The organism is Rhodoferax ferrireducens T118, assembly GCF_000013605.1.
Taxonomy (GTDB): Bacteria; Pseudomonadota; Gammaproteobacteria; order Burkholderiales; family Burkholderiaceae_C; genus Rhodoferax; species Rhodoferax ferrireducens.
This window is the reverse complement of the sequence record NC_007908.1, coordinates 3,962,612-3,986,005: the sequence shown is the minus strand read 5'-3', so window position 1 is coordinate 3,986,005 and position 23,394 is coordinate 3,962,612. Positions and strand designations below refer to the sequence as shown.

The 23,394-nt window shown below is 60.9% G+C and carries 18 protein-coding genes; 13 read left to right on the top strand and 5 right to left on the bottom strand.

Going from position 1 to position 23,394, the window contains the following annotated elements; translation table 11 throughout:
* Positions 1 to 37 precede the first annotated feature (37 nt).
* The gene (locus RFER_RS18135; RefSeq protein WP_011465848.1) at positions 38 to 2,296 is read left to right on the top strand and encodes a malate synthase G; all 2,259 of its coding nucleotides are present in this window, start codon (positions 38 to 40) and stop codon (positions 2,294 to 2,296) included.
* Positions 2,297 to 2,406: 110 nt separating this feature from the next.
* Here RFER_RS18135 and RFER_RS18130 read toward each other — a convergent pair whose 3' ends face one another.
* Positions 2,407 to 3,333 (bottom strand): MBL fold metallo-hydrolase, encoded by a 927-nt coding sequence (locus tag RFER_RS18130; RefSeq protein WP_011465847.1) that lies wholly within the window; start codon positions 3,331 to 3,333, stop codon positions 2,407 to 2,409.
* A 102-nt stretch (positions 3,334 to 3,435) separates the two neighbouring features.
* On the opposite strand from RFER_RS18130, the gene RFER_RS18125 reads away from it, so the two are divergent.
* Entirely contained in the window at positions 3,436 to 4,701 is a 1,266-nt protein-coding gene (locus RFER_RS18125; RefSeq protein ID WP_011465846.1) for a DEAD/DEAH box helicase, read from the top strand.
* Between the two features lie 8 nt (positions 4,702 to 4,709).
* On the opposite strand, the gene RFER_RS18120 is transcribed toward RFER_RS18125, so the two are convergent.
* Positions 4,710 to 4,946 carry a hypothetical protein gene (locus tag RFER_RS18120; protein WP_011465845.1) on the bottom strand — a complete coding sequence of 79 codons (237 nt, stop codon included), beginning with the start codon at positions 4,944 to 4,946 and terminating at the stop codon, positions 4,710 to 4,712.
* A gap of 145 nt (positions 4,947 to 5,091) precedes the next feature.
* Positions 5,092 to 6,513: an ATP-dependent RNA helicase DbpA gene (gene dbpA / locus RFER_RS18115; protein ID WP_011465844.1), complete on the bottom strand. Its 1,422-nt coding sequence runs from the start codon at positions 6,511 to 6,513 to the stop codon at positions 5,092 to 5,094.
* Between the two features lie 140 nt (positions 6,514 to 6,653).
* Here dbpA and RFER_RS18110 point away from each other — a divergent pair, with 140 nt between their 5' ends.
* From RFER_RS18110 to RFER_RS18090, 5 genes are all read left to right on the top strand, one after another.
* On the top strand, positions 6,654 to 7,994 hold the full coding sequence (locus RFER_RS18110) for an anaerobic C4-dicarboxylate transporter (protein WP_011465843.1): 1,341 nt from the start codon (positions 6,654 to 6,656) through the stop codon (positions 7,992 to 7,994).
* Positions 7,995 to 8,029: 35 nt separating this feature from the next.
* Positions 8,030 to 9,181 (top strand): M14 family metallopeptidase, encoded by a 1,152-nt coding sequence (locus RFER_RS18105; RefSeq protein ID WP_011465842.1) that lies wholly within the window; start codon positions 8,030 to 8,032, stop codon positions 9,179 to 9,181.
* 175 nt (positions 9,182 to 9,356) lie between these two features.
* Positions 9,357 to 10,385: a sensor histidine kinase gene (locus tag RFER_RS18100; RefSeq protein ID WP_011465841.1), complete on the top strand. Its 1,029-nt coding sequence runs from the start codon at positions 9,357 to 9,359 to the stop codon at positions 10,383 to 10,385.
* Between the two features lie 24 nt (positions 10,386 to 10,409).
* Complete coding sequence (locus RFER_RS18095) at positions 10,410 to 11,099, top strand: response regulator (protein ID WP_011465840.1); 690 nt, start codon at positions 10,410 to 10,412, stop codon at positions 11,097 to 11,099.
* A 42-nt stretch (positions 11,100 to 11,141) separates the two neighbouring features.
* On the top strand, positions 11,142 to 13,118 hold the full coding sequence (locus RFER_RS18090; protein ID WP_011465839.1) for a putative bifunctional diguanylate cyclase/phosphodiesterase: 1,977 nt from the start codon (positions 11,142 to 11,144) through the stop codon (positions 13,116 to 13,118).
* Positions 13,119 to 13,124: 6 nt separating this feature from the next.
* Here the strand turns inward: RFER_RS18090 and gshA are convergent, their stop codons facing one another.
* On the bottom strand, positions 13,125 to 14,681 hold the full coding sequence (gshA, locus tag RFER_RS18085) for a glutamate--cysteine ligase (RefSeq protein WP_011465838.1): 1,557 nt from the start codon (positions 14,679 to 14,681) through the stop codon (positions 13,125 to 13,127).
* Positions 14,682 to 14,784: 103 nt separating this feature from the next.
* The gene (locus RFER_RS18080) at positions 14,785 to 16,224 is read right to left on the bottom strand and encodes a serine hydrolase domain-containing protein (protein ID WP_011465837.1); all 1,440 of its coding nucleotides are present in this window, start codon (positions 16,222 to 16,224) and stop codon (positions 14,785 to 14,787) included.
* Between the two features lie 67 nt (positions 16,225 to 16,291).
* Here RFER_RS18080 and RFER_RS18075 point away from each other — a divergent pair, with 67 nt between their 5' ends.
* The 6 genes from RFER_RS18075 (at position 16,292) to RFER_RS18050 (ending at position 23,191) form a co-directional block, all read left to right on the top strand.
* Positions 16,292 to 17,785 (top strand): AMP nucleosidase, encoded by a 1,494-nt coding sequence (locus tag RFER_RS18075; RefSeq protein ID WP_041792809.1) that lies wholly within the window; start codon positions 16,292 to 16,294, stop codon positions 17,783 to 17,785.
* Positions 17,786 to 17,885: 100 nt separating this feature from the next.
* Complete coding sequence (locus tag RFER_RS18070) at positions 17,886 to 18,482, top strand: methyltransferase domain-containing protein (protein WP_166485760.1); 597 nt, start codon at positions 17,886 to 17,888, stop codon at positions 18,480 to 18,482.
* Positions 18,483 to 19,094: 612 nt separating this feature from the next.
* Positions 19,095 to 20,069, top strand: coding sequence for a 2-keto-3-deoxygluconate permease (locus RFER_RS18065; RefSeq protein WP_011465834.1), 975 nt, complete (start codon positions 19,095 to 19,097; stop codon positions 20,067 to 20,069).
* Entirely contained in the window at positions 20,069 to 21,298 is a 1,230-nt protein-coding gene (locus RFER_RS18060) for a four-carbon acid sugar kinase family protein (protein WP_011465833.1), read from the top strand. Before RFER_RS18065 ends, RFER_RS18060 begins: the two co-directional genes overlap by 1 nt.
* A gap of 17 nt (positions 21,299 to 21,315) precedes the next feature.
* On the top strand, positions 21,316 to 22,311 hold the full coding sequence (gene pdxA, locus RFER_RS18055; RefSeq protein ID WP_011465832.1) for a 4-hydroxythreonine-4-phosphate dehydrogenase PdxA: 996 nt from the start codon (positions 21,316 to 21,318) through the stop codon (positions 22,309 to 22,311).
* A gap of 85 nt (positions 22,312 to 22,396) precedes the next feature.
* Complete coding sequence (locus tag RFER_RS18050; RefSeq protein WP_011465831.1) at positions 22,397 to 23,191, top strand: DeoR/GlpR family DNA-binding transcription regulator; 795 nt, start codon at positions 22,397 to 22,399, stop codon at positions 23,189 to 23,191.
* Positions 23,192 to 23,394: the final 203 nt, after the last annotated feature.

Sequence of the window (23,394 nt, the reverse complement as noted above, 5' to 3'; positions counted from 1 at the left end):
CACTATTCAGCAACTTTTTTTGAGAACTCACCCCACCATGACCGAACGTACCACCAGGCACCGCCTGCAAATTGCCACTGTTTTGCAGCAGTTCATCGACACCCAAGTGCTGCCCGGCACCGGCGTCGCCCCGGCCAAATTCTGGAAAGGTGTTGACGCCATCGTGGCTGATCTGGCGCCGAAGAACATCGCCTTGCTGGCCGAGCGTGAGCGCCTGCAAACCGAGCTCGATAGCTGGCACGCGGCCCACCCCGGCCCCATCAATATGAGTGACACGGCCGCGCCGAACAGCATGAGCGCCTACCGCGCCTTTCTGGAGCAGATCGGCTACCTGGTGCCGGCGCCCAAGAAAGCCCGCATCACCACCACCCAGGTCGATGCCGAGCTGGCCATCCAGGCCGGGCCGCAGCTGGTGGTGCCGATCCTGAACGCCCGCTACGCGCTGAACGCCGCCAACTCGCGCTGGGGCAGTTTGTACGACGCGCTGTATGGCACGGACGTGATTGACGAAGCCAAGGGCTGTGAAAAAGTCGGCAAGAAAGGCGGCTACAACCCCAAGCGCGGCGCCAAAGTGATTGCCTACGCGCGCCATGTGCTCGACCGCACCGCGCCGCTGCGCAAGGGCTCGCATGTCGATTCGGTCGGCTACCGCATCAAGGACGGCAAGCTGGCCGTCAAGCTGCTTGATGGCAGCAACACCAGCCTGCAAACCCCGGCGCAATTGGTCGGCTACCAGGGCGACGCCAAGGCGCCGAGCTCGGTGCTGCTGCAGCACAACGGCCTGCACCTGGATATCATCATCAACCGCAGCACCCCGATTGGTGCCAGCGACCCCGCCGGTGTCTGCGACCTGGTGTTGGAAGCTGCGCTCTCGACCATTCTGGACCTGGAAGACTCGATCGCCGCCGTCGACGCGGACGACAAAGTGCTGGCCTACAGCAACTGGCTGGGCATCCTGCAAGGCACGTTGACCGAGAGCGTGACCAAAGGCAGCAAGACCTTTACCCGCGGCCTCAATGCCGACCGTCTCTACACCCCGCCCGCGGGCAAGGGAAAACCAGTCGTGTTGCACGGCCGCTCGCTCATGTTTGTGCGCAACGTCGGCCACCTGATGACCAACCCGGCCATTCTGTACACCGACAAGGCAGGCGTTACACGTGAAATCCCCGAAGGCATTCTGGACGCCGTGGTCACCACCACCATCGCCATGCATGACCTGAAGCGCACGGCCAAGGATGGCATCCGCAACTCACGCAAGGGCTCGGTTTACATCGTCAAGCCCAAGATGCACGGCCCGGTGGAAGTCGCGTTTGCCAACGAGCTGTTTGGCCGGGTCGAAAAAATGCTCGGCTTGAGAGACAGCACCGTCAAGCTCGGCATCATGGACGAAGAGCGCCGCACCAGCGTCAACCTGAAAGCCTGCATTGGCGCTGCCGCCAGCCGCGTCGCCTTCATCAACACCGGCTTCCTGGACCGCACCGGCGACGAGATGCACAGCGCCATGCAAGGCGGCGCCATGATCCGCAAGGGCGACATGAAAACCAGCGCCTGGATTCAGGCTTACGAGCGCAACAACGTGCTGGTCGGCCTGGCCTGCGGCCTGCGCGGCAAGGCGCAGATCGGCAAAGGCATGTGGGCCATGCCGGACCTGATGAAAGACATGCTCAAGCAAAAGATCGCTCACCCGCTCGCCGGTGCCAACACCGCCTGGGTGCCCAGCCCGACCGGCGCCACGCTGCACGCGCTGCACTACCACCAGGTGCTGGTGAGCGAGGTGCAAAAAGAAATGGAAAAGATCAACGCCGACAAACAGCGCGACAACCTGCTGACCGGCCTGCTGCAAGTGCCGGTGGCGGCCAGTAAAAACTGGAGCGCCGCCGAGATCCAGCAGGAGCTCGACAACAACGCCCAAGGCATCCTGGGCTACGTGGTGCGCTGGATCGACCAGGGCGTGGGCTGCTCCAAGGTGCCCGACATCCACAACGTCGCCTTGATGGAAGACCGCGCCACGCTGCGCATCAGCAGCCAGCACATGGCCAACTGGCTGCACCATGGGGTGGCGAGCGCGGCGCAGATCAAGGAAACGTTCGAGCGCATGGCGGCGGTGGTGGACCAGCAAAACGCAGGCGACCCGCTGTACAAGAACATGGCCGGGCACTTTGACACCAGCATGGCCTACATGGCCGCCTGCGATCTGGTGTTCAAGGGCTTGAGCCAACCGAGTGGCTACACCGAGCCGCTGCTGCATGGCTGGCGCTTGAAGGTGAAGGCCGCGGCCAAGGCTGTGGCGGTCTAAGGTCTATATCAAATAGATAGCTGCTTACGCAATAGGGACGGTGGCTAGAGGCCTATTTGGCCTCTAAGTTTGCTGATCCCGCCGGAACGGCACCTTCGGGTGCCGTTTTTTCATCCGGCGTTGCGAACCATCACGCCGTTCCGCGATGCGGCGCCTGACTTGACCAAGTCCCCAATCAGTTGCTCGATCCCGTGCGCGAAATCCAGCTCCGGGAAATGCTGCCTGAAGATCGTTGCGAAATAGGGGGTGGCGCAGGCCCAGGCGATGAAATCGTCCAACGCGATGGCTTGCACTTCGAGCAGCTTGAACTTCAGCAACACTTTGGCGGCGTAGCTGATGTGTTTGGCCGGCTGCGTGACAAAGCTGTGCAGGCGGGCGCGCGCCACGGCAATGGATTGTTCGACACCGTCAAAGGCGCTGCCATGCCCCGGAATCACCCATTTTGGCGCCAGCGACTCAATCAGATCGATGGTTTTGCCGACGGCGTCAAACGCATCCAGTCCTTCGAGTTCCGGGAACACCACGCCAAAGCCGCGTTCCCACAAGGCATCGGCTGAAATCAGGGTCCGGGAGGCCGGTTCAAACAAAATCACCGAGTGCGGGTCGTGCCCCGGTGCGGCGTGCACCTGCCACAGCTGGTCGCCGAGCCTGAGCTCGCTGCCCGGCAGCAGCAGCGCATCGAAGCGGAACTGTGGGCAACTCTGCCCGGTGGGCGTGTAGGTGAGCGCGTGCGGGTCCCAGTGGCTGACGAAGCGGGCCTGTCCGGGCGGGATATGGGTCATGAGCGCCGGGTAAGCGCTCTGCAGCGCTGCGTTGCCGCCGCAGTGGTCGCTGTGCAGGTGGGTGTTGACCAGCACGTCGAGCGCTCGACCTTTCAGCGCCGCCTGCACCAGCGCGAGTGTTTGCGGCGCATGGGTGACATAACCGCTGTCAATCAGCGCGCAGGTGTCGCCGCCAAGCAGCAAAATGTTGTTGGACGAGAGCCAGCCGCGCTCGAAAATGGTGATGTGCTCGGGCAGTGTGGGTGGTTGTGGCATAAGGGTTCGGTCGCTTTCGTTTCAATTATGCGGCCTGCGGCGTTGCCGCTTAAACTGGACCCTTCGACCCGGTCCGCCCTTCAATTTAACCAGCACCTGCTCATGCCATTTTCTTCACTCGGTTTGTCTCCTGCGTTGTTGCGCGCCATCAGCGACCAGGCCTGGTCTGCGCCGACGCCGATCCAGGCGGTGGCCATGGGGCCCGCGCTGCAAGGTCGTGACTTGCTGGCATCGGCGCAAACCGGCTCGGGCAAGACGGCGGCGTTCGCCTTGCCCCTGTTGCAACAATTCGAAGCCGCGGTGCCACAGAGCCCGCGGCGACTGCGCGCCCTGATTCTGGTGCCCACGCGCGAGCTCAGCACCCAGGTCGGGGAGGAGATTCGCTTCCTTGGGCAGCACCTGCCACGCGCGTTGAAGGTGTCCATCGTCTTTGGCGGCGTTTCGATCAATCCGCAGATGCTGCGCTTGCGCGGCGGTGCCGACATCGTGGTCGCGACGCCGGGGCGTTTGCTGGATCTGATTGATCACAATGCGCTCAGCTTAAGCGGTGTTGCCACGCTGGTGCTTGATGAAGCCGACCGTTTGCTCGATCTGGGCTTTGCCGAAGAGTTGAACCGCATCCTGGCCTTGCTGCCCGTGCAGCGGCAGAACCTGTTTTTCTCGGCGACTTTTCCGCCCGCGGTGCAGACGCTGGCGCAAGTGCTGCTGCGGGACCCGGTGCGCATCGAGGTCGCGCCCGAACCGCAAACCCAGCCCGATATTGAGCAGCGCGTGATTGAAGTGGATGCCGCCCAGCGCACTCAGTTGTTGCGCCATCTGATGGCGCAACACCACTGGAGCCGGGTGCTGGTGTTTGTCGCCACCAAACACGCCGCCGAGATGGTGGCCGACAAGCTGCGCAAGGCCCGCATCAACGCCGAACCGTTTCACGGCGAATTGAGCCAGGGCAAGCGCACACAAGTGCTGGCTGATTTCAAGGCGTCACGCCTGAAGGTGGTGGTGGCCACCGATGTGGCGGCGCGCGGCCTGGACATCGCGCAACTGCCGGTGGTGGTGAATTTTGATTTACCGCGCTCGGCGCTGGACTATATCCACCGCATCGGCCGCACCGGCCGCGCGGGCGAAAAGGGCGTGGCGCTGAGCTTTGTCAGCGCTGCCACCGATGCCCATTGGCGTTTGATTGAAAAGCGTCAGGGTTTGAGCCTGCCGCGCGAACAGGTGCCGGGGTTTGAACCAACGGCGGTTAGCCCTGCAACTGACAGTGACGCCACCGCCGATCTGCCCGCTACCGGCGGCATCAAGGGCCAACGCCCGAGCAAAAAAGACAAATTACGCGCCGCCGCCGCGCGCATCGCAGCGGAAAAATAAAACCCGGCTCAGTTCAGCAAGAAAGCGCTGGCCTGGGCTTTGCGGTCTTGCGCATCAATCTCTTCGTCATACGCGGCGCGGCTGGCCAGCGCCTCACTGGTGTAGGGTATCAGCGGTTTGTCCAGCGGGTGTAATTTGTGACGGCGCAGGCCGCGCAGTTGTTGCGAACGCTCCATGGTTTGCAACACGCGTTCAGGCTCCATCATCAGGCTAAAGGGATTGAGTTCAAGTGCAATGGTGCTCATCAGGAGGCTCCGGTGGGTTCAGAGCGCCATCGGGATGGTCCTGACGCTTGAGACAACTGTAGTCGCCCACTTGATTCACTGAAGTCAGCAAGCGACTGTAAAGCGTGTCGGTATTTGCCTTACACGATGACAGCCCCGGTGATCGTTACAAAAGCCGTACTTTCACGCTTTTGCCCTTGACCTTGCCCGCGTTGAGCTTCTGCATCGCCGCCAGCGCAATGTCACGCTGCACCGCCACAAAGGTGGTGAATTCGGTGACAACGATCTTGCCGATCTGCTCGCGGCTGTAGCCCGCATCGGCGGTCAGTGCGCCCAGCACGTCGCCGGGACGAATTTTTTCCTTGCGGCCACCCAGAATCTGCAAGGTCACCATCGGTGGCAGCAGCGGCCCCTGGCCGGTAGGTTTGAGTTCATCGAGCTTGTGCCAAACCGATTCACGCTTTTGATACTGCTCGATCTTGCCGACCGAGCCCATTTCATTCATGCTGGCCAGGCTTAATGCCAGGCCCGACTCACCGGCGCGCCCGGTGCGGCCAATGCGGTGCACATGCACTTCGGGGTCAGGTGTGATGTCCACATTGATCACGGCTTCGAGTTGCGTGATGTCCAGGCCGCGCGAGGCCACATCAGTGGCCACCAGCACCGAGGCGCTGCGATTGGAAAATTGGGCCAGCACCTGGTCGCGCTCGCGCTGCTCCAGCTCGCCATACAACGCCAGCGCGCTGAAGCCCTGCGCTTGCAGGTAAGTCACCAGGTCTTTGCACTGCTGCTTGGTGTTGCAGAACGCCAGCGTGCTGATGGGTCGAAAGTGGTTCAGCAGCAACGCCACCGCTTCGAACCGGTTGGCCCGCGTGACCTCATAAAAGCGTTGCTCGATCAGGCTTTCGGTTTGCTGCGCGGCCACCTGGACTCTCAGCGGCTCGCGCATGAATTGTTGGGCCAGTTTCTCGATGCCTTCCGGGTAGGTGGCCGAAAACAGCAGCGTTTGCCGCTCTTTCGGGCACTGTTTGGCAACGGTGGCCATGTCGTCAAAAAACCCCATGTCGAGCATGCGGTCGGCCTCGTCGAGCACCAGCGTGTTGAGCGCTTCCAGGTTCAAATACTCGCGCGCCAGGTGGTCCATCACGCGCCCGGGCGTACCCACCACAATGTGCGCGCCCTGCTCCAGAGAAGCGCGCTGGCCGCGCAAGGCCACGCCGCCGCACAGGGTGACGACTTTGATGTTGTCGGTCGCACGCGCCAGGCGGCGAATCTCGATCGTGACCTGGTCCGCCAGCTCGCGCGTGGGGCACAGCACCAGCGCCTGCACCGCAAAGCGGCGCGGGTTCAGGCGCTCCAGCAGCGCCAGGGCAAAGGCCGCCGTCTTGCCGCTGCCGGTTTCGGCTTGCGCAATCAGGTCCTTGCCCGCCAGTGCGGCGGGCAGGCTGGCGGCCTGAATCGGCGTCATCTCCAGGTAGCCAAGTTGCTGCAGGTTGGCCAGTGTGGCCGGGTTCAGGGCCAGGGATTCGAAGCGCTTGTTGGAAGAAGAAGGGGTGGCAGTGGCTGCCTGGGTTTGGGTTGTACTCATGGCTGGATTATCAGTAGTCCGGCTGATTGGCTCCGGAATCGTCCGATCAGATGACCTGTATCAACAAATCTCAAATCAGGTGTTAGGGTTTACCACAATATGAATTACATTTTCATTTTCAGTAACTCGAGAACATCACCATGGACATTCTGCTGCAAGTCGCAGTCATTCTTATATGCCTGTTCTATGGCGCGCGTAAGGGTGGCGTCGCGCTCGGTCTGCTCGGCGGTATCGGCATCGTCATCATGACCTTTGTGTTCGGGCTCAAGCCCGGCAAGCCGCCGGTGGACGTGATGCTGACCATCATCGCCGTGGTGGCCGCCTCGGCCACGCTGCAAGCCTCGGGCGGGCTGGAAGTGCTGCTCAAGGGTGCTGAAAAAATGCTGCGCCGCAATCCCAAATACGTCTCGATCCTGGCACCGTTCACCACCTGCTTTTTGACTATTCTGTGCGGTACCGGCCACGTGGTCTACACCATGCTGCCCATCATTTACGACATTGCCATCAAGAACAACATACGGCCCGAGCGCCCGATGGCAGCATCATCCATCTCCAGCCAGATGGGTATCCTGGCCAGCCCGGTCTCGGTGGCGGTGGTGGCCTTGGTGGCCTTTCTGGCCAAAGTGCCGGTGGATGGGCATGTCATTGACTTCGTCCAGGTGCTGTCCATCACCATTCCCTCCACGCTGGCCGGCGTGTTGTTGATCGGCATCTTCAGCTGGTTCCGCGGCAAGGACCTGGACGATGACCCGGAATTCCAAAAGCGCATTGCCGACCCCGAGCAGCGCGAGATCATCTATGGCGAAAGCGCCACCTTGATGGGCAAAACCCTCTCCAGGGACCAGTGGACCGCCATGTGGATTTTCCTGGGCGCCATTGTCATCGTGGCCTGTCTGGGCGCCTTTCCATCCGTGCGACCGCTGGTAGACGGCAAGCCGCTGTCGATGGTGCTCACCATTCAGATGTTCATGCTGTTGGCCGGTGCCTTGATGATTGTCTTTACCAAGACCGACCCCTCCACCATTGGCAAGACCGAAGTGTTTCGCGCCGGCATGATTGCCGTGGTGGCCGTGTTTGGTATCGCCTGGATGGCCGACACCGTATTTGACGCGCATCTGGCAGAACTCAAGGTCGTGCTGACCGAGCTGGTTAAAACGAAACCCTGGACTTACGCCATCGCTTTGCTGCTGGTGTCCAAATTGGTCAACTCGCAAGCCGCTGCCATCAGCGCCATGGTGCCGGTCGGGCTCGCCATTGGCGTACCACCGGGCTACATCGTCGCTTTTGCCGCGGCCTCCTATGGTTACTACATCTTGCCGACCTACCCGAGTGATCTGGCCGCGATCCAGTTTGACCGCTCAGGCACCACCCGCATCGGCAAATATGTGATCAACCACAGCTTCATCTTGCCCGGACTGATCGGTGTATCCACCTCCTGCCTGGTGGGCTATTTGCTGGCCTCTGCCTATGGGTTGATCTGAGAGAATCAGTCAACCTAACGCAGCAGACCGGGACGATGACTCCACTTCACATTTCAACGCAGTTTGACGCCGGCGCCATCGAGGTGCTGAGTCTGGCCGACCCGCAAGATATTCAACTCAATATCCGCCGCGACAACGCCAGTGACTTTGCGCAGTGGTTTCATTTTTCATTGCAGGGCGCAGCCGGGGTGGCTTTGAGCGTGCGTTTTCTCAACGCCGGTCAATCGGCCTATCCCAAGGGCTGGGCGGGCTACCGCGCGGTGGCCAGTTATGACCGCCAGCGCTGGTTTCGCATCGACACGCAATTTGACGGGCAGGTCCTGTCATTTGACTTCACGCCCGAGACGCAATGTATTTATTTTGCTTACTTTGAACCCTATTCCTATGAGCGTCATCTGGATTTGATCGCCTCGGTGGCGCGCTGTGGGCACGTCACGCAAGAACGACTGGGCGGCACGCTGGACGGTCGCGACATGACGCTGCTGCGCATCACCGACGCCACCGCTGCAACGTCGCTGGCGCAAAAAAAGAAAGTCTGGCTGATTGCGCGCCAGCATCCCGGTGAAGCCATGGCCGAGTGGTTTATCGAGGGCTTTCTGCAGCGTTTGCTCGACCCTGCTGATCCGGTGGCGCGCGTGCTGCTCGACAAGTGTGTCTTTCACGTGGTGCCGAACATGAACCCCGATGGCGCCGTGCGTGGCAATTTGCGCACCAATGCGGCGGGCGCCAACCTGAACCGTGAGTGGGCAGCGCCCAGTCTGGAAAAGTCGCCTGAAGTGTTTCTGGTGCGCCAGAAGATGCAACAGGTGGGCGTCGATCTGTGTCTGGATGCCCATGGTGACGAGGCTTTGCCTTACAACTTTGTGGCCGGCTGCGAAGGCAACCCTGGTTACACGCCCCGACTTGAAGCCCTGGAAAACAGCTTCAAAGCGGCGTGGCTCGCCACCTGCCCCGATTTCCAGACCGCGCAAGGCTACGGCCAAACGCCGCTCGGGCAGGCCAACCCGACACTGGCGACGAACTGGGTCGGGCAGAACTTTGATTGCCTGGCTCTCACCATCGAGATGCCGTTCAAGGACAACGCCAATCTGCCCGATGTGCGGGTCGGCTGGAATGGCGAACGCTCCAAAAAGCTGGGCGCCAGCGTGCTGCTGCCGCTGCTGGCTGTGGTCGATCAATTGCGCTGATTTTTGACCGGCTTCGCCGGGCGCCTTGTCTTGACGGGAGACAGGTCCATGGTGCCGCACCGGCAGCCCCGGAGCCACCCTAAACAGCTATAGAATTAGTAGCCTATCAGCCTTATCTGACGGGGGTTATGGCTATTTTCAATATAAACTTTCGAGCAATCATCCGGAGCCGCTGATGGGCAAAATTATTCTCGAAAAGACCGGTCTGAGCCCGCTTGGCGTGGTCATCCGGCTGGTGCTGGTGGTCATCGCGGCTGAGGTGTTCATCCATCTGGGCATGAACGTTGTCTTGGAGTCGGTGCCGGGCAGCAAGGCAAGCGATTCCTTGTGGGCGGTGGTCGCCGTCATGGCTTTGATTCTGATCAAAGTCCCCGCTCTGTACCTGTTGGTGTTTCTTCCCTTGCAGGATCAACAAACCGCGCTGGCGCAGCACAACAACGACCAGCAGCGGGCCCTGGTCCTGTTGCGCCAGGAAGATGCACTGCGACTGGAGCGGGCACGCCAGGAGCTGGAAAATCGCGAGCACATGATCCAGATCGAAAGGCTGTCGGCCCTGGGCACCATGGTGGGTGGTGTGGCCCATGAGATCAACAATCCCTTGATGGGTGTCATGAATTACGTTGAACACGCCAGAGACAAAGCGACCGACGCCAGTTCGAAAGAGGTGCTGAACAAGGCGCTGCACGAAATTGACCGGATCAAGAAGATCGTATCCAACATGCTGATCTTCGTTCGGCCTGACGCAGGCCAGCAAGAGCGCTGTGACCTGCCGCCAACGGTTAACAAGACCGTTGACTTGCTCCAAAGTGAGCTGACCAAAAATGCCGTGCAGGTTCGGATCGATTTGCCGCCAGACCTGCCGCCCATCCAATGCAGCGCGGGCAGCCTGCAACAAGTGTTGGTGAATTTGCTGCTCAACGCCCGCGATGCGATGGCCGGACAGACCCAGCAGCGCATCACCATCAGCGCCCGGCTTGAAGGTGGCCAGGTCATTCTGTTCGTCTGTGACAACGGGCCCGGCATCCCGGAGGAAATTCGCGAAAAAATCTTTGACCCCTTCTTTACCACCAAGCCGGTTGGCAAAGGCACGGGTCTGGGTCTGTCGGTATCCAGGCATCTGATGCAGGAGGTGGGCGGGAGCATCAGTACCGACAACTTGCCGGAGTCAGGCTGCTGTTTCCGGCTAACATTCAACCCAAAATAAACACGTTGGAATGAGACAAGCGCAATGACACAAACTATCCTGGTAATTGACGATGACGCGGCCGTGCGCGGCTCGTTCCAGCTGGTGCTCGGCGAGATCGGCTGCGTGGTGCGCGTGGCCGAAGACGGCCTGCAAGGCATCGCCATGGCCAGAGAAGAACGCCCGGATTTGATCTTTCTGGACCTGAAAATGCCCGGGATTGATGGGGTTGAGACCATGCGCCGTCTGCTGGCCATGGACCCCACATTCAACATCTACATCGTCACCGCCTTCTCGCAGGAGTATCTTGACGATTTAAAGCAGGCACAAGCCGAAGGCATGACCTTTCAGTTGGCCAACAAGCCGCTGTCATCCACCCAGATACGGCACATTGCACGCTCGGTGCGCAGCCTCAGCAATGTGAGCAAAGACAACCACAGGATCTCGCTGACCCTGTATGTGGTGTCGGTCAACCCCGAGATTCAAAAAGTCGTCGATCAGCTCAGCAACGTGTTGGCCGCCACGTACCGGGCGGGCTTTTGGGTGCTCAACGTGGTCGAGGTGCTGGGCATGCCCGAGAAGGCCCTGGAAAAAGATGTTTTCGCCACCCCGATGCTGGTGCGCGAAGTGCCGGAGCCGGTGCTCAAACTGCTGGGCGATCTGTCGCGCATGCATTCGGTGCTGTCGGCCATCACGGCCGAAAACGGGCACGGCGCGGGCACCGTCGTCTTGTAAGGGGCAAGCGCCCGGTTCACTGGCGCAGCCAGAAGCGTTGCCATGACAGAAAATCTGATCAATTTTCAATTGATTCTCACCACCATCAGCGATGGCATCGTGGTGGTGGATCAGCGTGGCGTGGTGCTTTATGCCAATGAAAGCGCCGAGCGCCTGTTCGAGCGTGGCGAGCTGGTGGGTAAAGATCTGGCCGTGCCGATCCACTCCGGCGAAACCCGTCAAGACATCAACCTGATTCGCCCCAGCGGCATTGGCTGGGCCGAGTTGCGCTCGGCCCCCATCACCTGGGACAAACAACCGGCTTTCGTGATTTGTGTGCGCGACATCACCGAGCGCAAGACGTCGGACCTTGGATTGCATCTGGCCGACACGGTGTTTGACAGCACCCGCGAAGGGCTGATGGTGACCGATAGCGCGCAGCGCATCGTGCGCATCAACCCCGCGTTCTCCGAGATCACCGGGTACAGCGCGGCTGACGTTCTTGACCAAACGCCGGCGCTGCTGCGCTCGGGTCGGCATGACAGCGCGTTTTACGCGGCGATGTGGGACAGCATCAACGTCAGCGGGCATTGGCAGGGTGAAGTCTGGAATCGCCGCAAAAACAGCGAGATTTATCCGCAATTGATCAGCATCGACGTGATCAGGGACCACACCGGCAGGGTCTGCAATTACGTGGCGGTGTTGACCGACCTGTCCAAACTGCGCAGTTCGCAGCTGGAGCTCGATTTCCTGGCCCACCACGACCCCTTGACACGCTTGCCGAACCGCTTGTTGCTGCTGTCACGGTTGCAGCACGGCATTGAGCTGGCGCAGCGGGACGGCACGCATCTGGCGCTGCTGATGCTTGATCTGGATCGTTTCAAGGACATCAACGACAGTTTTGGTCATCTGGTGGGTGATGAGTTATTGCAGCTGGTGGCCACCCGGCTGGTCAAGCAGGTGCGCACCATCGACACGGTCGGCCGCTTTGGTGGCGACGAATTTTCCGTGTTGATGGAAGACGTGGCCGGGGCCGAACAGGCGGCGCGGGTGGCCAATGACATCATCCGTGTCTTGAGCGAGCCCTATGGCTTGTCCAGCGGCGTTGAAGTGCGCATTGGGGCGAGTGTGGGCATCAGTATTTATCCGGACAACGGCCTCACGCCCGAGTTGATGCTGCAACAGGCCGACAGCGCGTTGTACCAGGCCAAAATCGAAGGGCGCGGCCGGTTTGCGTATTTTTCCGAGAGCCTGACCCAAGCCGCGCGTGCGCGCATCGACATTGAAGTGCGTTTGCGCCGCGCCATCACGCAGGGCGAGCTGCGCGTGTATTACCAGCCGCAAGTGGACATCCCCAGCGGGCGCATCGTCGGTGCCGAAGCCTTGGTGCGCTGGCAGTGCCCGATCGAAGGCCTGGTACCGCCGGCGCGCTTCATCACCATCGCAGAGGCGACCGGTTTGATCGGCGAAATCGATGACTGGGTGTTGCGAGAAACCTGTCAGCAAGGTCAGCGCTGGCGCGCGGCGGGCCTGCCCACGCTCACCCTGGCGGTCAATCTCTCGGCCTACCAGTTTTTGCAGGGTGACATCAGCCAGACCGTGGCCCAGGTGCTGCGTGATACCGGATATCCGGCGGCGTTTTTGGAACTGGAGTTGACCGAAAGCGCCCTGATGCAGCGTGAAGCCCAGGCCATCCAGATGCTCGACCGGCTCAAAGCTCTCGGTGTGCGCCTGGCGATTGACGACTTTGGCACCGGCTACTCGTCACTGGCTTATCTCAAGCTGTTTCCCCTGGATGTGCTGAAAATCGACAAGCGCTTTATTGACGATATTCCGGCGCACCGCGACGACATGGAAATTGTCACGGCCATCATTGCCATGGCGCACAGCTTGCGCCTGAAAGTGCTGGCCGAGGGGGTGGAAAACAAAGAGCAGCTGGCCTATTTGCAAACCCAGGGCTGCGACCAGTTCCAGGGTTATCTGACCAGCCGCCCCGTGCCCGCCGCAGAATTTGAGAAATTATTCCTGAGCGGGCGCTAAGCGCCATCAGGCGAAGTACTGCGCCACAAACGCTTCAAAACTGCCTTGCTCGGCGGCATCGATCTTTTGCTGCGCTTGCAGCGAGTCTTTCACACTGGCGACAAACTTGGCCGTGGTGGCCGCATCCAGCGCCTGGGCTTGCAAGGCTTGGGTGTGTTGCCGGGCCATTTGCATGCCAAAGTTGAAAAATCCCCCTTGTGTCCGGGCGGCTTCCAGCACCTGCGCCGATGGTGTGCTGTCGGGCTGGTCAATGCGCGTGCGCAAACCCTGCATGGTGCTGCTGTAGCGCTGGCCACCGTAGGCCGCGTCCAGCATGTCGGCAAAAGGCTGCATGTCGTCAAACAGTTCGTGCGCCAGCGAGCGAAACGGCTGTTCGCGGTTGTGCACCAGCAGCTGCAGACCGGGTTGACGGCCGTAGTTGACGATGCGGTGCTTGTTCTCGTCGTTTTCGCTTTGCTCGCGGCTGGTGATGGGCGGGCTGTCGCGAAACAGACACATCAGCAGCAGCACGTCGGCAAAGGTGCTTTGCTCCGGGGCGATGCCGATGTCGATAAACGGATTGAGGTCGAACAGGCGCATCTCGATGTACTCAACGCCGTCCCGTTGCAAGGCCTTGGCCGGGCGATCATGGCCCACGCGCTTGGGCCGGATGCCAGCGTAGTACTCGCTTTCGGTTTGCAGCAGATTGGCGTTGAGTTGCTTCCAGTGGTCGCCGTCGCGCACGCCGAGCTGTTCATAGTAGGGGTCGGGCGTGCGAATGGCGGCTTCGAGTGCCTGCGTGTACTCGGCCAGTGAATTGACGCTGATGTGCAGGTTGGCCTGGGCCCGGTTCTGGTAGCCCAGATCGCTCATGCGCAAGCTGGTGGCATAGGGGCCGTAGCGGGTGCCCGGCACCAGTTCCGGCAAATCCGAAGGGTGTCCTCGCAGAAACGATTCGCAGATGGCGGGGGAGGCGCCAAACAGGTAGGGAATCAGCCAGCCAAAACGCAGAAAATTGCGGATCAGGCCGAAATAACGCTCGCTGACAAACGCCTGGCCGACGTTCTTGGCGCAGCAGCAGTCTTGCAGCGCCAGCCAGAAATCAGCCGGCAGGGACCAGTTGTAATGGGCACCGGCAATGGTCTGCATCTGGCGGCCGTAGCGCAGGCCCAGCCCCTCGCGGTAGACGTATTTGAAGCGGGCGGCATTGGACGGGCCATAGTCGGCAATCGGGATGGCCTGATCCGTACTCAACACACAGGGCATGGAGCCCGCCCACAGGTATTCGCCTTGCAACTGCTGCGCGCTGTAGCGATGGATGTCGCGCAGGAACTGCAGTGGAAACGCCGGGTCTTGCGACGGTGGCGTGATGAATTCGAGCAACGCCTCGGAATAATCGGTCGTGATCCAGGGGTGCGTCAGCTTGGAGCCGAGCGTGAGTGGATGCGGGGTTTGGGCCAGCGTGCCGCTGCGGTCAACGCGCAGGCACTCACGCTCGTAGCCGCGCGTGATGCCGCGCAGCAGCGGCGCGGCAGCGTGCTCAGAAAATTGCTTGACTGCATCGCAGCAGGTGAACTTCAACATGGACTCTGGTTTCCTCTATAAAACGGCAGGCAGTATGGCAGTTTTTTTTGAATCACTGCCTGCAAACCTGCCGAGAACCTGCGGGCAGTGCGCGCGCCAGGGCTCACTTCGGCAAGGTCTTGAGTATGTCCGCAATAAACGCGCAGGCGTCAAACTGGCCTCGCTTGAAGGTCCAGCCCAAACGCACGATGACCGCCGCGCGTGAGGGCACCATGGCGACCACCTGGCCCCAGTGGCCGCTCATGGACAGGGTGTCGGCCGGCAGGCCACGCCCCCGGCATTCGCCCGCCACTGGGTCGCCAATGCGCCAGGTTTGTGCGCTGTAGCCTCGGCCTTCGCCTTGCGCAGTTGACTGCCTGGCGGCGCGTTGGAGCCAGCCCGGTGGCAGTACCTGGGTGTCGCCCCAGCGGCCATCGTTGAGCATCAGTTGGCCCAGGCGGCCCCAGTCGCCCGCACTGGCCCACAGGTAAGACGAGCCGACCCAATTGCCGTCAGTATCGGTTTCCAGCACGGCGCTGGTGGCACCAATCGGTTCAAACAGGGCGTGAGCCGGGTAGGCCCAATAGTCGGCGTCGCGGGTGAAGCGTCCCCGCGCCACGCCAGACAGCAGATTGGCCGTGGCACTCAGGTAACGCCAGCGCGCGCCGGGCGGCGCTTGTGCCGCAGACGCGGCAGCAAACGCGGCCACGTTGTTGGGTTGTCCCCACAACATATGGGGCACCGAACCCCAGGGTTGGTAGTCTTCCGTGCTGGCCAGACCGTCGCGCATATACAGCAGGTCCGATACCTTGATGCGCTTGCGGCCATCCGTGCGCCAGGGGGCGACCCAGGTCGGCTCGCGCGCTGGCGGGAAGGCGTCCACCACCGGCGAGTCCAGCGACAGATGCGTGTCGGCGGCGAGCTTGTGCATCAGCATGCCGGTGACCGTCTTGGTCATCGACCAGCCATGCAAGGGCGTCTGGCTGGAGAAGCCCGGCGCGGTGCGCAGCACGAGCAGGCGCCCCTTGTGAATAATCGCCACACCGCGGGCATTGGCAGCGTTTGGATCGCCTGCGCCGGCAAAGGCTTCGTCAACTGTCTTCTGTAGCGCGAGCGCATCGACGCCCGGGCTCCATTGCGCAACGGGCAGCGCCGCCTCTCCCTGTGGCCACGGTTTGTCGGCATCCGGCTTGGCGGACTTTGCCGCCGCTCTGGAGGCGCTGGTCGGCGTCACATTCAGCACGCAACCCCGGTGCGGCATCAGCACGGCCTGGCGGGCAAACAGACCGGCGAACCTGGCGGTCACGCTGCGGGCATTTTCATCGACCGCGATGCTGATCAGGCTGAGTACCGGGCTGGCGGGCAGCACATCATCGGCCAGCATCTTTTGCCACGGGCGTCCGGCCACAAAGGCGGCGGAGCAGACACCCTTGGCGGCCATGCCGGCCGCGTTTTGCGGGATGCCCAGGTACAGCAGGGCCACGATGGCAAGCGTCATCAAGGCAAGCAGCAGGCCTGAGCCTATCTGCAAACCGCGTTTGATCCAGCCCGATGCTTGCGCCATAAGAGTTCCTGTTGGCCCCGAAATGCTCTCACTCTACCCGAAGCGCCAGACCGTGGACAATAGCCTCATGTCCTATTTGCCCGCCTTCATTGCCCCTGCCAGTTTCACCGACCCAGCCGCCGCGCTGGCCCGGGTCCGTGAAATTTATGACACCAACATCACCCACTTGCGTGAGGCCATGCAGCGCTTCGTGGCCGGTGACGACTTGCCCGGCCATGTGCGCGCCTGCTACCCGTTTGTGCGGGTCCAGACCGACACCGTGTCGCGCCTGCACTCGCCCGAGAGTGCACGCCTGAGTTTTGGTTTTGTGGCCGGTCCGGGCCGCTTTGAGACCACTTTGAGCCGCCCCGATCTGTACGCCGACTACTACCTGGAGCAATTCACGCTGCTGCTGAAAAACCACCAGGTCGAGCTGGAAGTCGGCACCAGCACACAGCCGATCCCGGTGCATTTTTCGTTCGCGGAGAACGACCACATCGAAGGCACCTTGACCCCGCAGCGCCGCCAGTTGATGCGTGACGTGTTCGATTTGCCCGACCTGGCCGCCATGGATGACAGCATTTCCAACGGCACTTATGAGCCGCATCCCGGTGAGCCGCAACCCTTGTCGCTGTTCACCGCGCCACGGGTGGACTATTCGCTGCACCGCCTGCGCCACTACACCGGCACCGCGCCCGAGCATTTCCAGAACTTTGTGCTGTTCACCAATTACCAGTTCTACATTGACGAATTTGTGCGCTTGGGGCAAGAGGAAATGGCCAGCCCGGCGAGCAAATACATCGCGTTCGTGGAGCCCGGCAACGTGGTCACGCGCCGCATTGGCACCCCGGCGCTGGCGGATGACGAACTCGGGAAAGTACCGCCACGGCTGCCGCAAATGCCGGGCTACCACCTGGTGCGCGCCGACCGCAGCGGCATCAGCATGGTCAACATCGGCGTCGGCCCGGCCAACGCCAAGACCATCACCGACCACATCGCCGTGCTGCGCCCGCATGCCTGGATCATGCTGGGGCACTGCGCCGGCCTGCGCAACACGCAGCAGTTGGGCGACTACGTGCTGGCACACGGCTATGTGCGTGAAGACCATGTGCTGGACGAGGAACTGCCCTTGTGGGTGCCGATTCCGGCCTTGGCCGAAATTCAGGTGGCGCTGGAAGCCGCTGTGTCGCAGGTGACGCAGCTCAAGGGCCCGGAGCTCAAACGCATCATGCGCACCGGCACCGTCGCCAGCACCGACAACCGCAACTGGGAACTGCTGCCCGACAACGGCCCGCAACGCCGCTTCAGCCAGAGCCGCGCCGTGGCGCTGGACATGGAAAGCGCCACCATCGCCGCCAATGGTTTCAGGTTCCGCGTGCCCTACGGCACCTTGCTGTGCGTGAGCGACAAGCCGCTGCACGGCGAGATCAAGCTGCCCGGCATGGCGAACCATTTTTACCGCGAACGGGTGGATCAGCATCTGCGTATTGGCATGCGGGCCATCGAGCTGCTGCGCGAGCAGGGCGTGGACCAGTTGCACAGCCGCAAGCTGCGCAGCTTTGCCGAGGTGGCGTTCCAGTGATCGCCACATCAATTTTTCAATACTGAAAAGATCAAGCCGCGCTTGAGTGGGTGAGATCATGAGCGTCACCACACGAGGGCACTGAGCTTTGGTAAGCACCTTGCACGATGAACGCCTGGATACGGTGGTGCGCGAACTGCTGGCTAGCGGCGCGACCAGCGTCCTTGACTTGGGCTGCGGACCGGGTGAGCTGCTGCTGCGCCTGCGTGGGCACGCGCAGTTTGTGCGCTTGCTGGGCATCGACATCGACGAGCGCGTACTGGCCGATGCGCGTTTTGCGCTGGGCCTGGACTGGCTGCGACCCGACCCACGGCTGGCGGTACGCCTGGGCTCGTTTACGCAGGTCGATCGGGATTTACCGGGCTTCGATGCCGCCGTGATGCTGGAAACCATTGAGCACATCGACCCTGGCCACTTGCCCCGGGTGGAGCGCGCCGTCTTCGCCACCATGCACCCGGGCCTGGTGTTGGTGACCACCCCCAACCAGGAATACAACCTGTTGCATGGCATGGCAGCCGGGCGCAAACGCCACCCGGGACACCGCTTTGAATGGACCCGGGCCCAGTTTCAGCATTGGGCGGGTGGCGTGGCCCAGCGCCACAGCTACACGGTCAGTTTTGCCAACCTCGGACCGCCCGACCCGCTGCGGGGGAGTTCGACCCAGATGGCGCGCTTCATGGTCAAGGACGCGCCATGACGGGCAGCGGCAGAACCCACGGATGGTCATAGAATTTTATGAAAAATACGGCTCTAGCCCCCGTCGTATAGGTGCGGGTAGCTATTGATTAAATAGCAAAAAACTCACGCTGCGCGCGGCTTTGCCTTCGTTGCTGCCAGTTTGGCATCCAGATGGGCCTGTTCAACAGCCGGCAAATCGACTGGCCAATATTCACGGTTTGTTAGGTACGAAATGAGCTTGTGTTTCCACGGGTCTGTGGCGAAGACGCGATGGCGCAGGCTTGAAATTGAAAGACAGCGTAGGAGCGCGAACGGTACCCGGAGTGCAGCGGTTGCTGGTATACGTCTAGCACAAATGCTCGCTCGATGCCCGATATTCACCCCACAAACTAGAGTCGTCTCACAGGAAGACGCACGGGCGACTTTGACCGCGTCGTGCACCCGCTGACAGGGATGAAATCGCCTTGTGTACAAAGCTTGGTCGTCTGTCTCAATTGATACATGTTTGTTCGGGCAAACCGATCGAGTCGATATTTTGACTATTTTCGATCGCTATATGATACGATAAAGATCGTAATAATCATATTGTGATCGTTACGATCGTTAATCTTCAACATTAAAGGAGACTCCTATGGCACAAATCGCCATCAAGAAAACGCTTGATCGAATTCCCGGCGGAATGATGATTGTCCCGCTGCTGTTAGGTGCATTTTTTGCAACGTTTCTCCCGGAAACGCCGAAGTTTTTCGGCTCGTTCACTGGGGCATTGTTTACTGGCGCATTGCCCATCCTAGCTGTCTTCTATGTCTGCATGGGAGCAAGCATCACACTTGAAGCAACACCCTACATTCTCAAGAAAGGCGGCGCGTTATTCGGCACCAAGATAGTTGTCGCTCTGATCTTCGGCGTGATACTTGGGCATTTCCTCGGCGAACAGCCGGTCGGTTCTGGTATGTTTTTGGGGCTTTCCACGCTCGCTGTCGTGGCGGCCTTAAACGACACCAACGGGGGCCTTTACATGGCGCTGATGGGTCAATATGGCAAGCCAGCCGATGTCGGTGCCTATACGATCATGTCGTTGGAATCAGGCCCATTCCTGACCATGCTGACACTCGGAGTTGCAGGACTATCCGCCTTCCCTTGGCCAACCCTGGTCGGGGCAATCCTGCCCTTGGCCGTTGGTATGTTGATCGGCAACCTGGACCGCAACATGCGCGACTTCCTCTCGAAGGCCGTGCCGGTGATGATTCCCTTCTTCGCTTTCGCCCTCGGCGCCGGCCTGGATCTCCACAAGGTCTGGCAAGCCGGCCTTATGGGTGTGGCCATGGGTGTTGCGGTGGTGGTTCTGACTGGAATTCCGCTGTTCTTTGCGGATCGTTTGGTCGGTGGCAACGGTGTCGCCGGTGTCGCGGCGGCCAGCACTGCCGGTAACGCGGCCACCGTGCCGGTAATCATCGCTGCCTCCAATCCGGTTTATGCCGAGGCTGCTAAAAGCGCGACCGTGATCGTCGCCTCGTGCGTCGTGATCACGGCCATTCTGGTGCCGCTGCTGACGGCCTGGGTCTACAAGCGCGTAGGCGCCGACAAAGCCTCAGGAGCAGAGTGATGTCCGCGCTCGCCGACTCTTTGTTCATCCTTGCAGATGACCTGTCGGGAGCGGCCGATTGCGCGATGGGTGCGGCCAAGTCCGGGTTGAAAAGTATCGTTCTTTTCAACCCTGCAATTGCCGAGCAAGCCCAAGTCATCGCGATCGATGCCGATTGCCGCTACCGGCCTGCTGCGGAGGCAGGTGCGATCAACGTCGCGCTGTGGCAAGCTCAAGCCACTTCCGAGCGCCTGTTCTACAAAAAAATTGATTCGACGCTGCGCGGCAATTTTGCAGCGGAAATGGCAGCACTCACGCGAGCCGGCGTGGCCATCGTTGCGCCAGCCTTCCCTGCCACCGGGCGCACAACGCAAAACGGCCGCGTGTTTGTAAAGGGCGTGCCGCTCGAACAGACCGAGATTTGGGCAAATGAGAGCATCCCTGGGCAAGCCGATATCGTGGCCATGTTACGCAGTGCAGGCATCTCTGCGACGAACATCACCTTGCCCGGCGTGCGCAACAAGTTACGCGACGAGATTTCCCGCTTGGTGGCCGGCAAAACAGTCCAGGCGATAGTCTGCGACGCCGAGGAGGAGGCCGATCTAGCCGCCATTGCTGCCGCGTCGGTCGGACTGCCCGTCTATTGGGTCGGTTCGGCCGGATTGGCGACTCACTTGCCACAAGCCGCCGGACTTGTCGGACAGGCGGCCTCGCCCCGGCTCGCGGTATCCGGCCCGATTGTCACAGTGGTTGGCAGCCTTTCCGCTGTATCGCGCCAGCAGGCGCAGGTACTCGAGTCCCATGCCGACTTCGCCGTATTCGTGCCCACGCCCGCCTTGCTTCGCACCGGCGAAACCCATCCGCTTTGGCAATCACTGCGCGACCAAATAGGCGAAGCCTTGAGTGCAGGCAGGGATGTCATGATCCGGACCGGCCTGGAGGAACATAACGACCTTACCTACGGACATGCCCTGTGTGAATCCCTCGGAAGCCTGGTATTGCCACTGGCACCCGCTATCGGTGCCCTCATCGCGACCGGTGGCGAGACGGCACGCGCGCTGCTGCCGACATTTGGCACCCATGCCCTGCAACTCATCAAGGAAGTCGAGCCGGGCGTTCCCCTCTCACTGGCCTTGGGCAAACAGCAGATTCCCGTCATTACCAAGGCAGGCGCGTTTGGCTCGCCGGCCGCACTCCTCAAAAGCTACAGCGAGCTCGCCCGCATCCGCAGCGGCAACGTGGTCGCTTAAATCAGAAAGATTCCTACATGTACCGTCCTTTGATTGCCATCACCATGGGAGACGCAGCTGGTATCGGCCCCGAAATCATCATGAAGAGCCTTGCTAAGCCCGCGCTATATGAAACCTGTCGGCCGCTGGTTATCGGTGATGCTGCCCGACTGCGCCAGGCCGGCGCGCTGTGTGGCGTTGACCTGCAAGTCAAAGTCCGCACCCGTATCGAGGAAGCCACATTTACCTTCGGGCAAGTGGACTGTCTGGATCTCGGGCTCATTCCAGCGGATCTGCCCTTCGGCAAGTTATCCGCAATAGCGGGTGATGCCGCTTATCGCTATGTCGCCAAAGCAGTGGAATTGATCAAAGCGGACATCGCTGACGCCATTTGCACGGCACCGCTGAACAAGGAAGCTCTGCACGCGGGCGGTCACTTGTTCCCCGGCCATACCGAAATGCTGGCCCACCTGACCGGTACGCCGGAAGTTTCCATGATGCTGGTCGCTCCAAAACTGCGGGTGATTCACGTGACAACGCACATGGGCTTACTCGACGCCATCGATCGTATCGAGCCCGGCTTGGTCGAGCGGACGATCGCCCGTGGCCACGACACCTTGGTGCGCGCAGGAATTCCTCAGCCCCGTATCGGCGTCTGCGCGATCAACCCCCATGCCGGGGAAAACGGTCTGTTTGGGCGAGGCGAAGAGGAACAGAAAATCACGCCAGCCATCACCGCCTGCTTGGCCAGAGGCTGGCAGATAGAAGGTCCATTGCCCGCCGATACGCTGTTCTTCCGTGCCGGACGCGGCGATTTCGATCTGGTGGTGGCTATGTACCACGACCAGGGTCACGGCCCCATCAAGGTGCTCGGCATTGAAGCCGGCGTTAATGTTACCGTTGGCCTACCAGTGATTCGCACGTCAGTCGACCATGGCACGGCATTCGACATCGCCGGGCAAGGAGTTGCCGACGAGCGCTCCATGTTGGAAGCCTTGCGCCAGGCGATTGAATTGGCAACCCGGCGCGGGTAGCGGCGCCCCTGGCACTGGGGTATTTCGCGCTGTGGATTGCGGTAGACTGCCGCCAGCCGCCCATATACTGCAACCGCACGCGTCCATGTCGAACAAAGTCACACGTCGCCACGAAGATCTAGTGGTTGCCCTTCAAGCAGGGGTCCGCGGATCCGAGTCGTTGAGCCGTCATCTCGGCGTCTCACTCGTCACACTGCGCCGCGACCTGATCCAACTCGAGGCCGAAGGGCGCCTGGTCCGCACCTTCGGTGGTGCGGTGCCAGTCGGAGGTCATGAGCCGGAGCTTTCACTCGTTCAGCGCAAGCATTTGCACAGGGAATACAAGGAGGCAATTGCGCGTGCAGCCGCAGCCCTCATCCGCCCCGGAGAAACCGTCATCATCGACGGCGGCACGACGACGGCTGCACTTGCTGAAAAATTGCGCGGCCGTAGTGATCTGCGGGTCATCACAAATAACCTGCAAGTCATGGCAACACTGTCTGGTGAGGACGGAATTGAACTGGTGATGCTAGGCGGCGCCGTGAGACGGCTAAGTTTGTCGACCTCTGGGCCGTTGGCCGAATTAACCTTGCGTCGCCTGTCGGCCGAGCGGGTCTTCCTAGGCACCGATGGCGTGGTCGCAGGACGTGGCCTGTGTGAAGCCAGCAACGACCAGATCCAATTGAAGGAACTGATGATGGCGCAGGCCAGCAAGATTTATGTCTTGGCCGACTCGTCAAAACTGGGCAGGTCGGCCCAGCAAGCCTGGGCGCCACTGGACCGCCCGTGGACACTGATTACCGACGCCAAGGCTGAAGCACTGCAACTAGATCCATTCCGCCAGTTGCCTACCGTCACTGTCCTATGTGCAAGTGACGACGGTTCAATTGCAGATTCATGATCATGCGCTCTTGGCCTGTCTGAGGTTGCCGCTGTTTTACGAACTCCCTGGCAAATCGATGATGCGGTTTTCATGTCCATGAACACAGCGCGTCCCCAAGCGAGTCTGCATCGCCGGTGTGATCTATCACCAATTCGTATGCTGACCGACGTCGTATCCGGGTGCCGGTTTTGCCGCCAGATACCAATGCGGTTCGCTTGGAC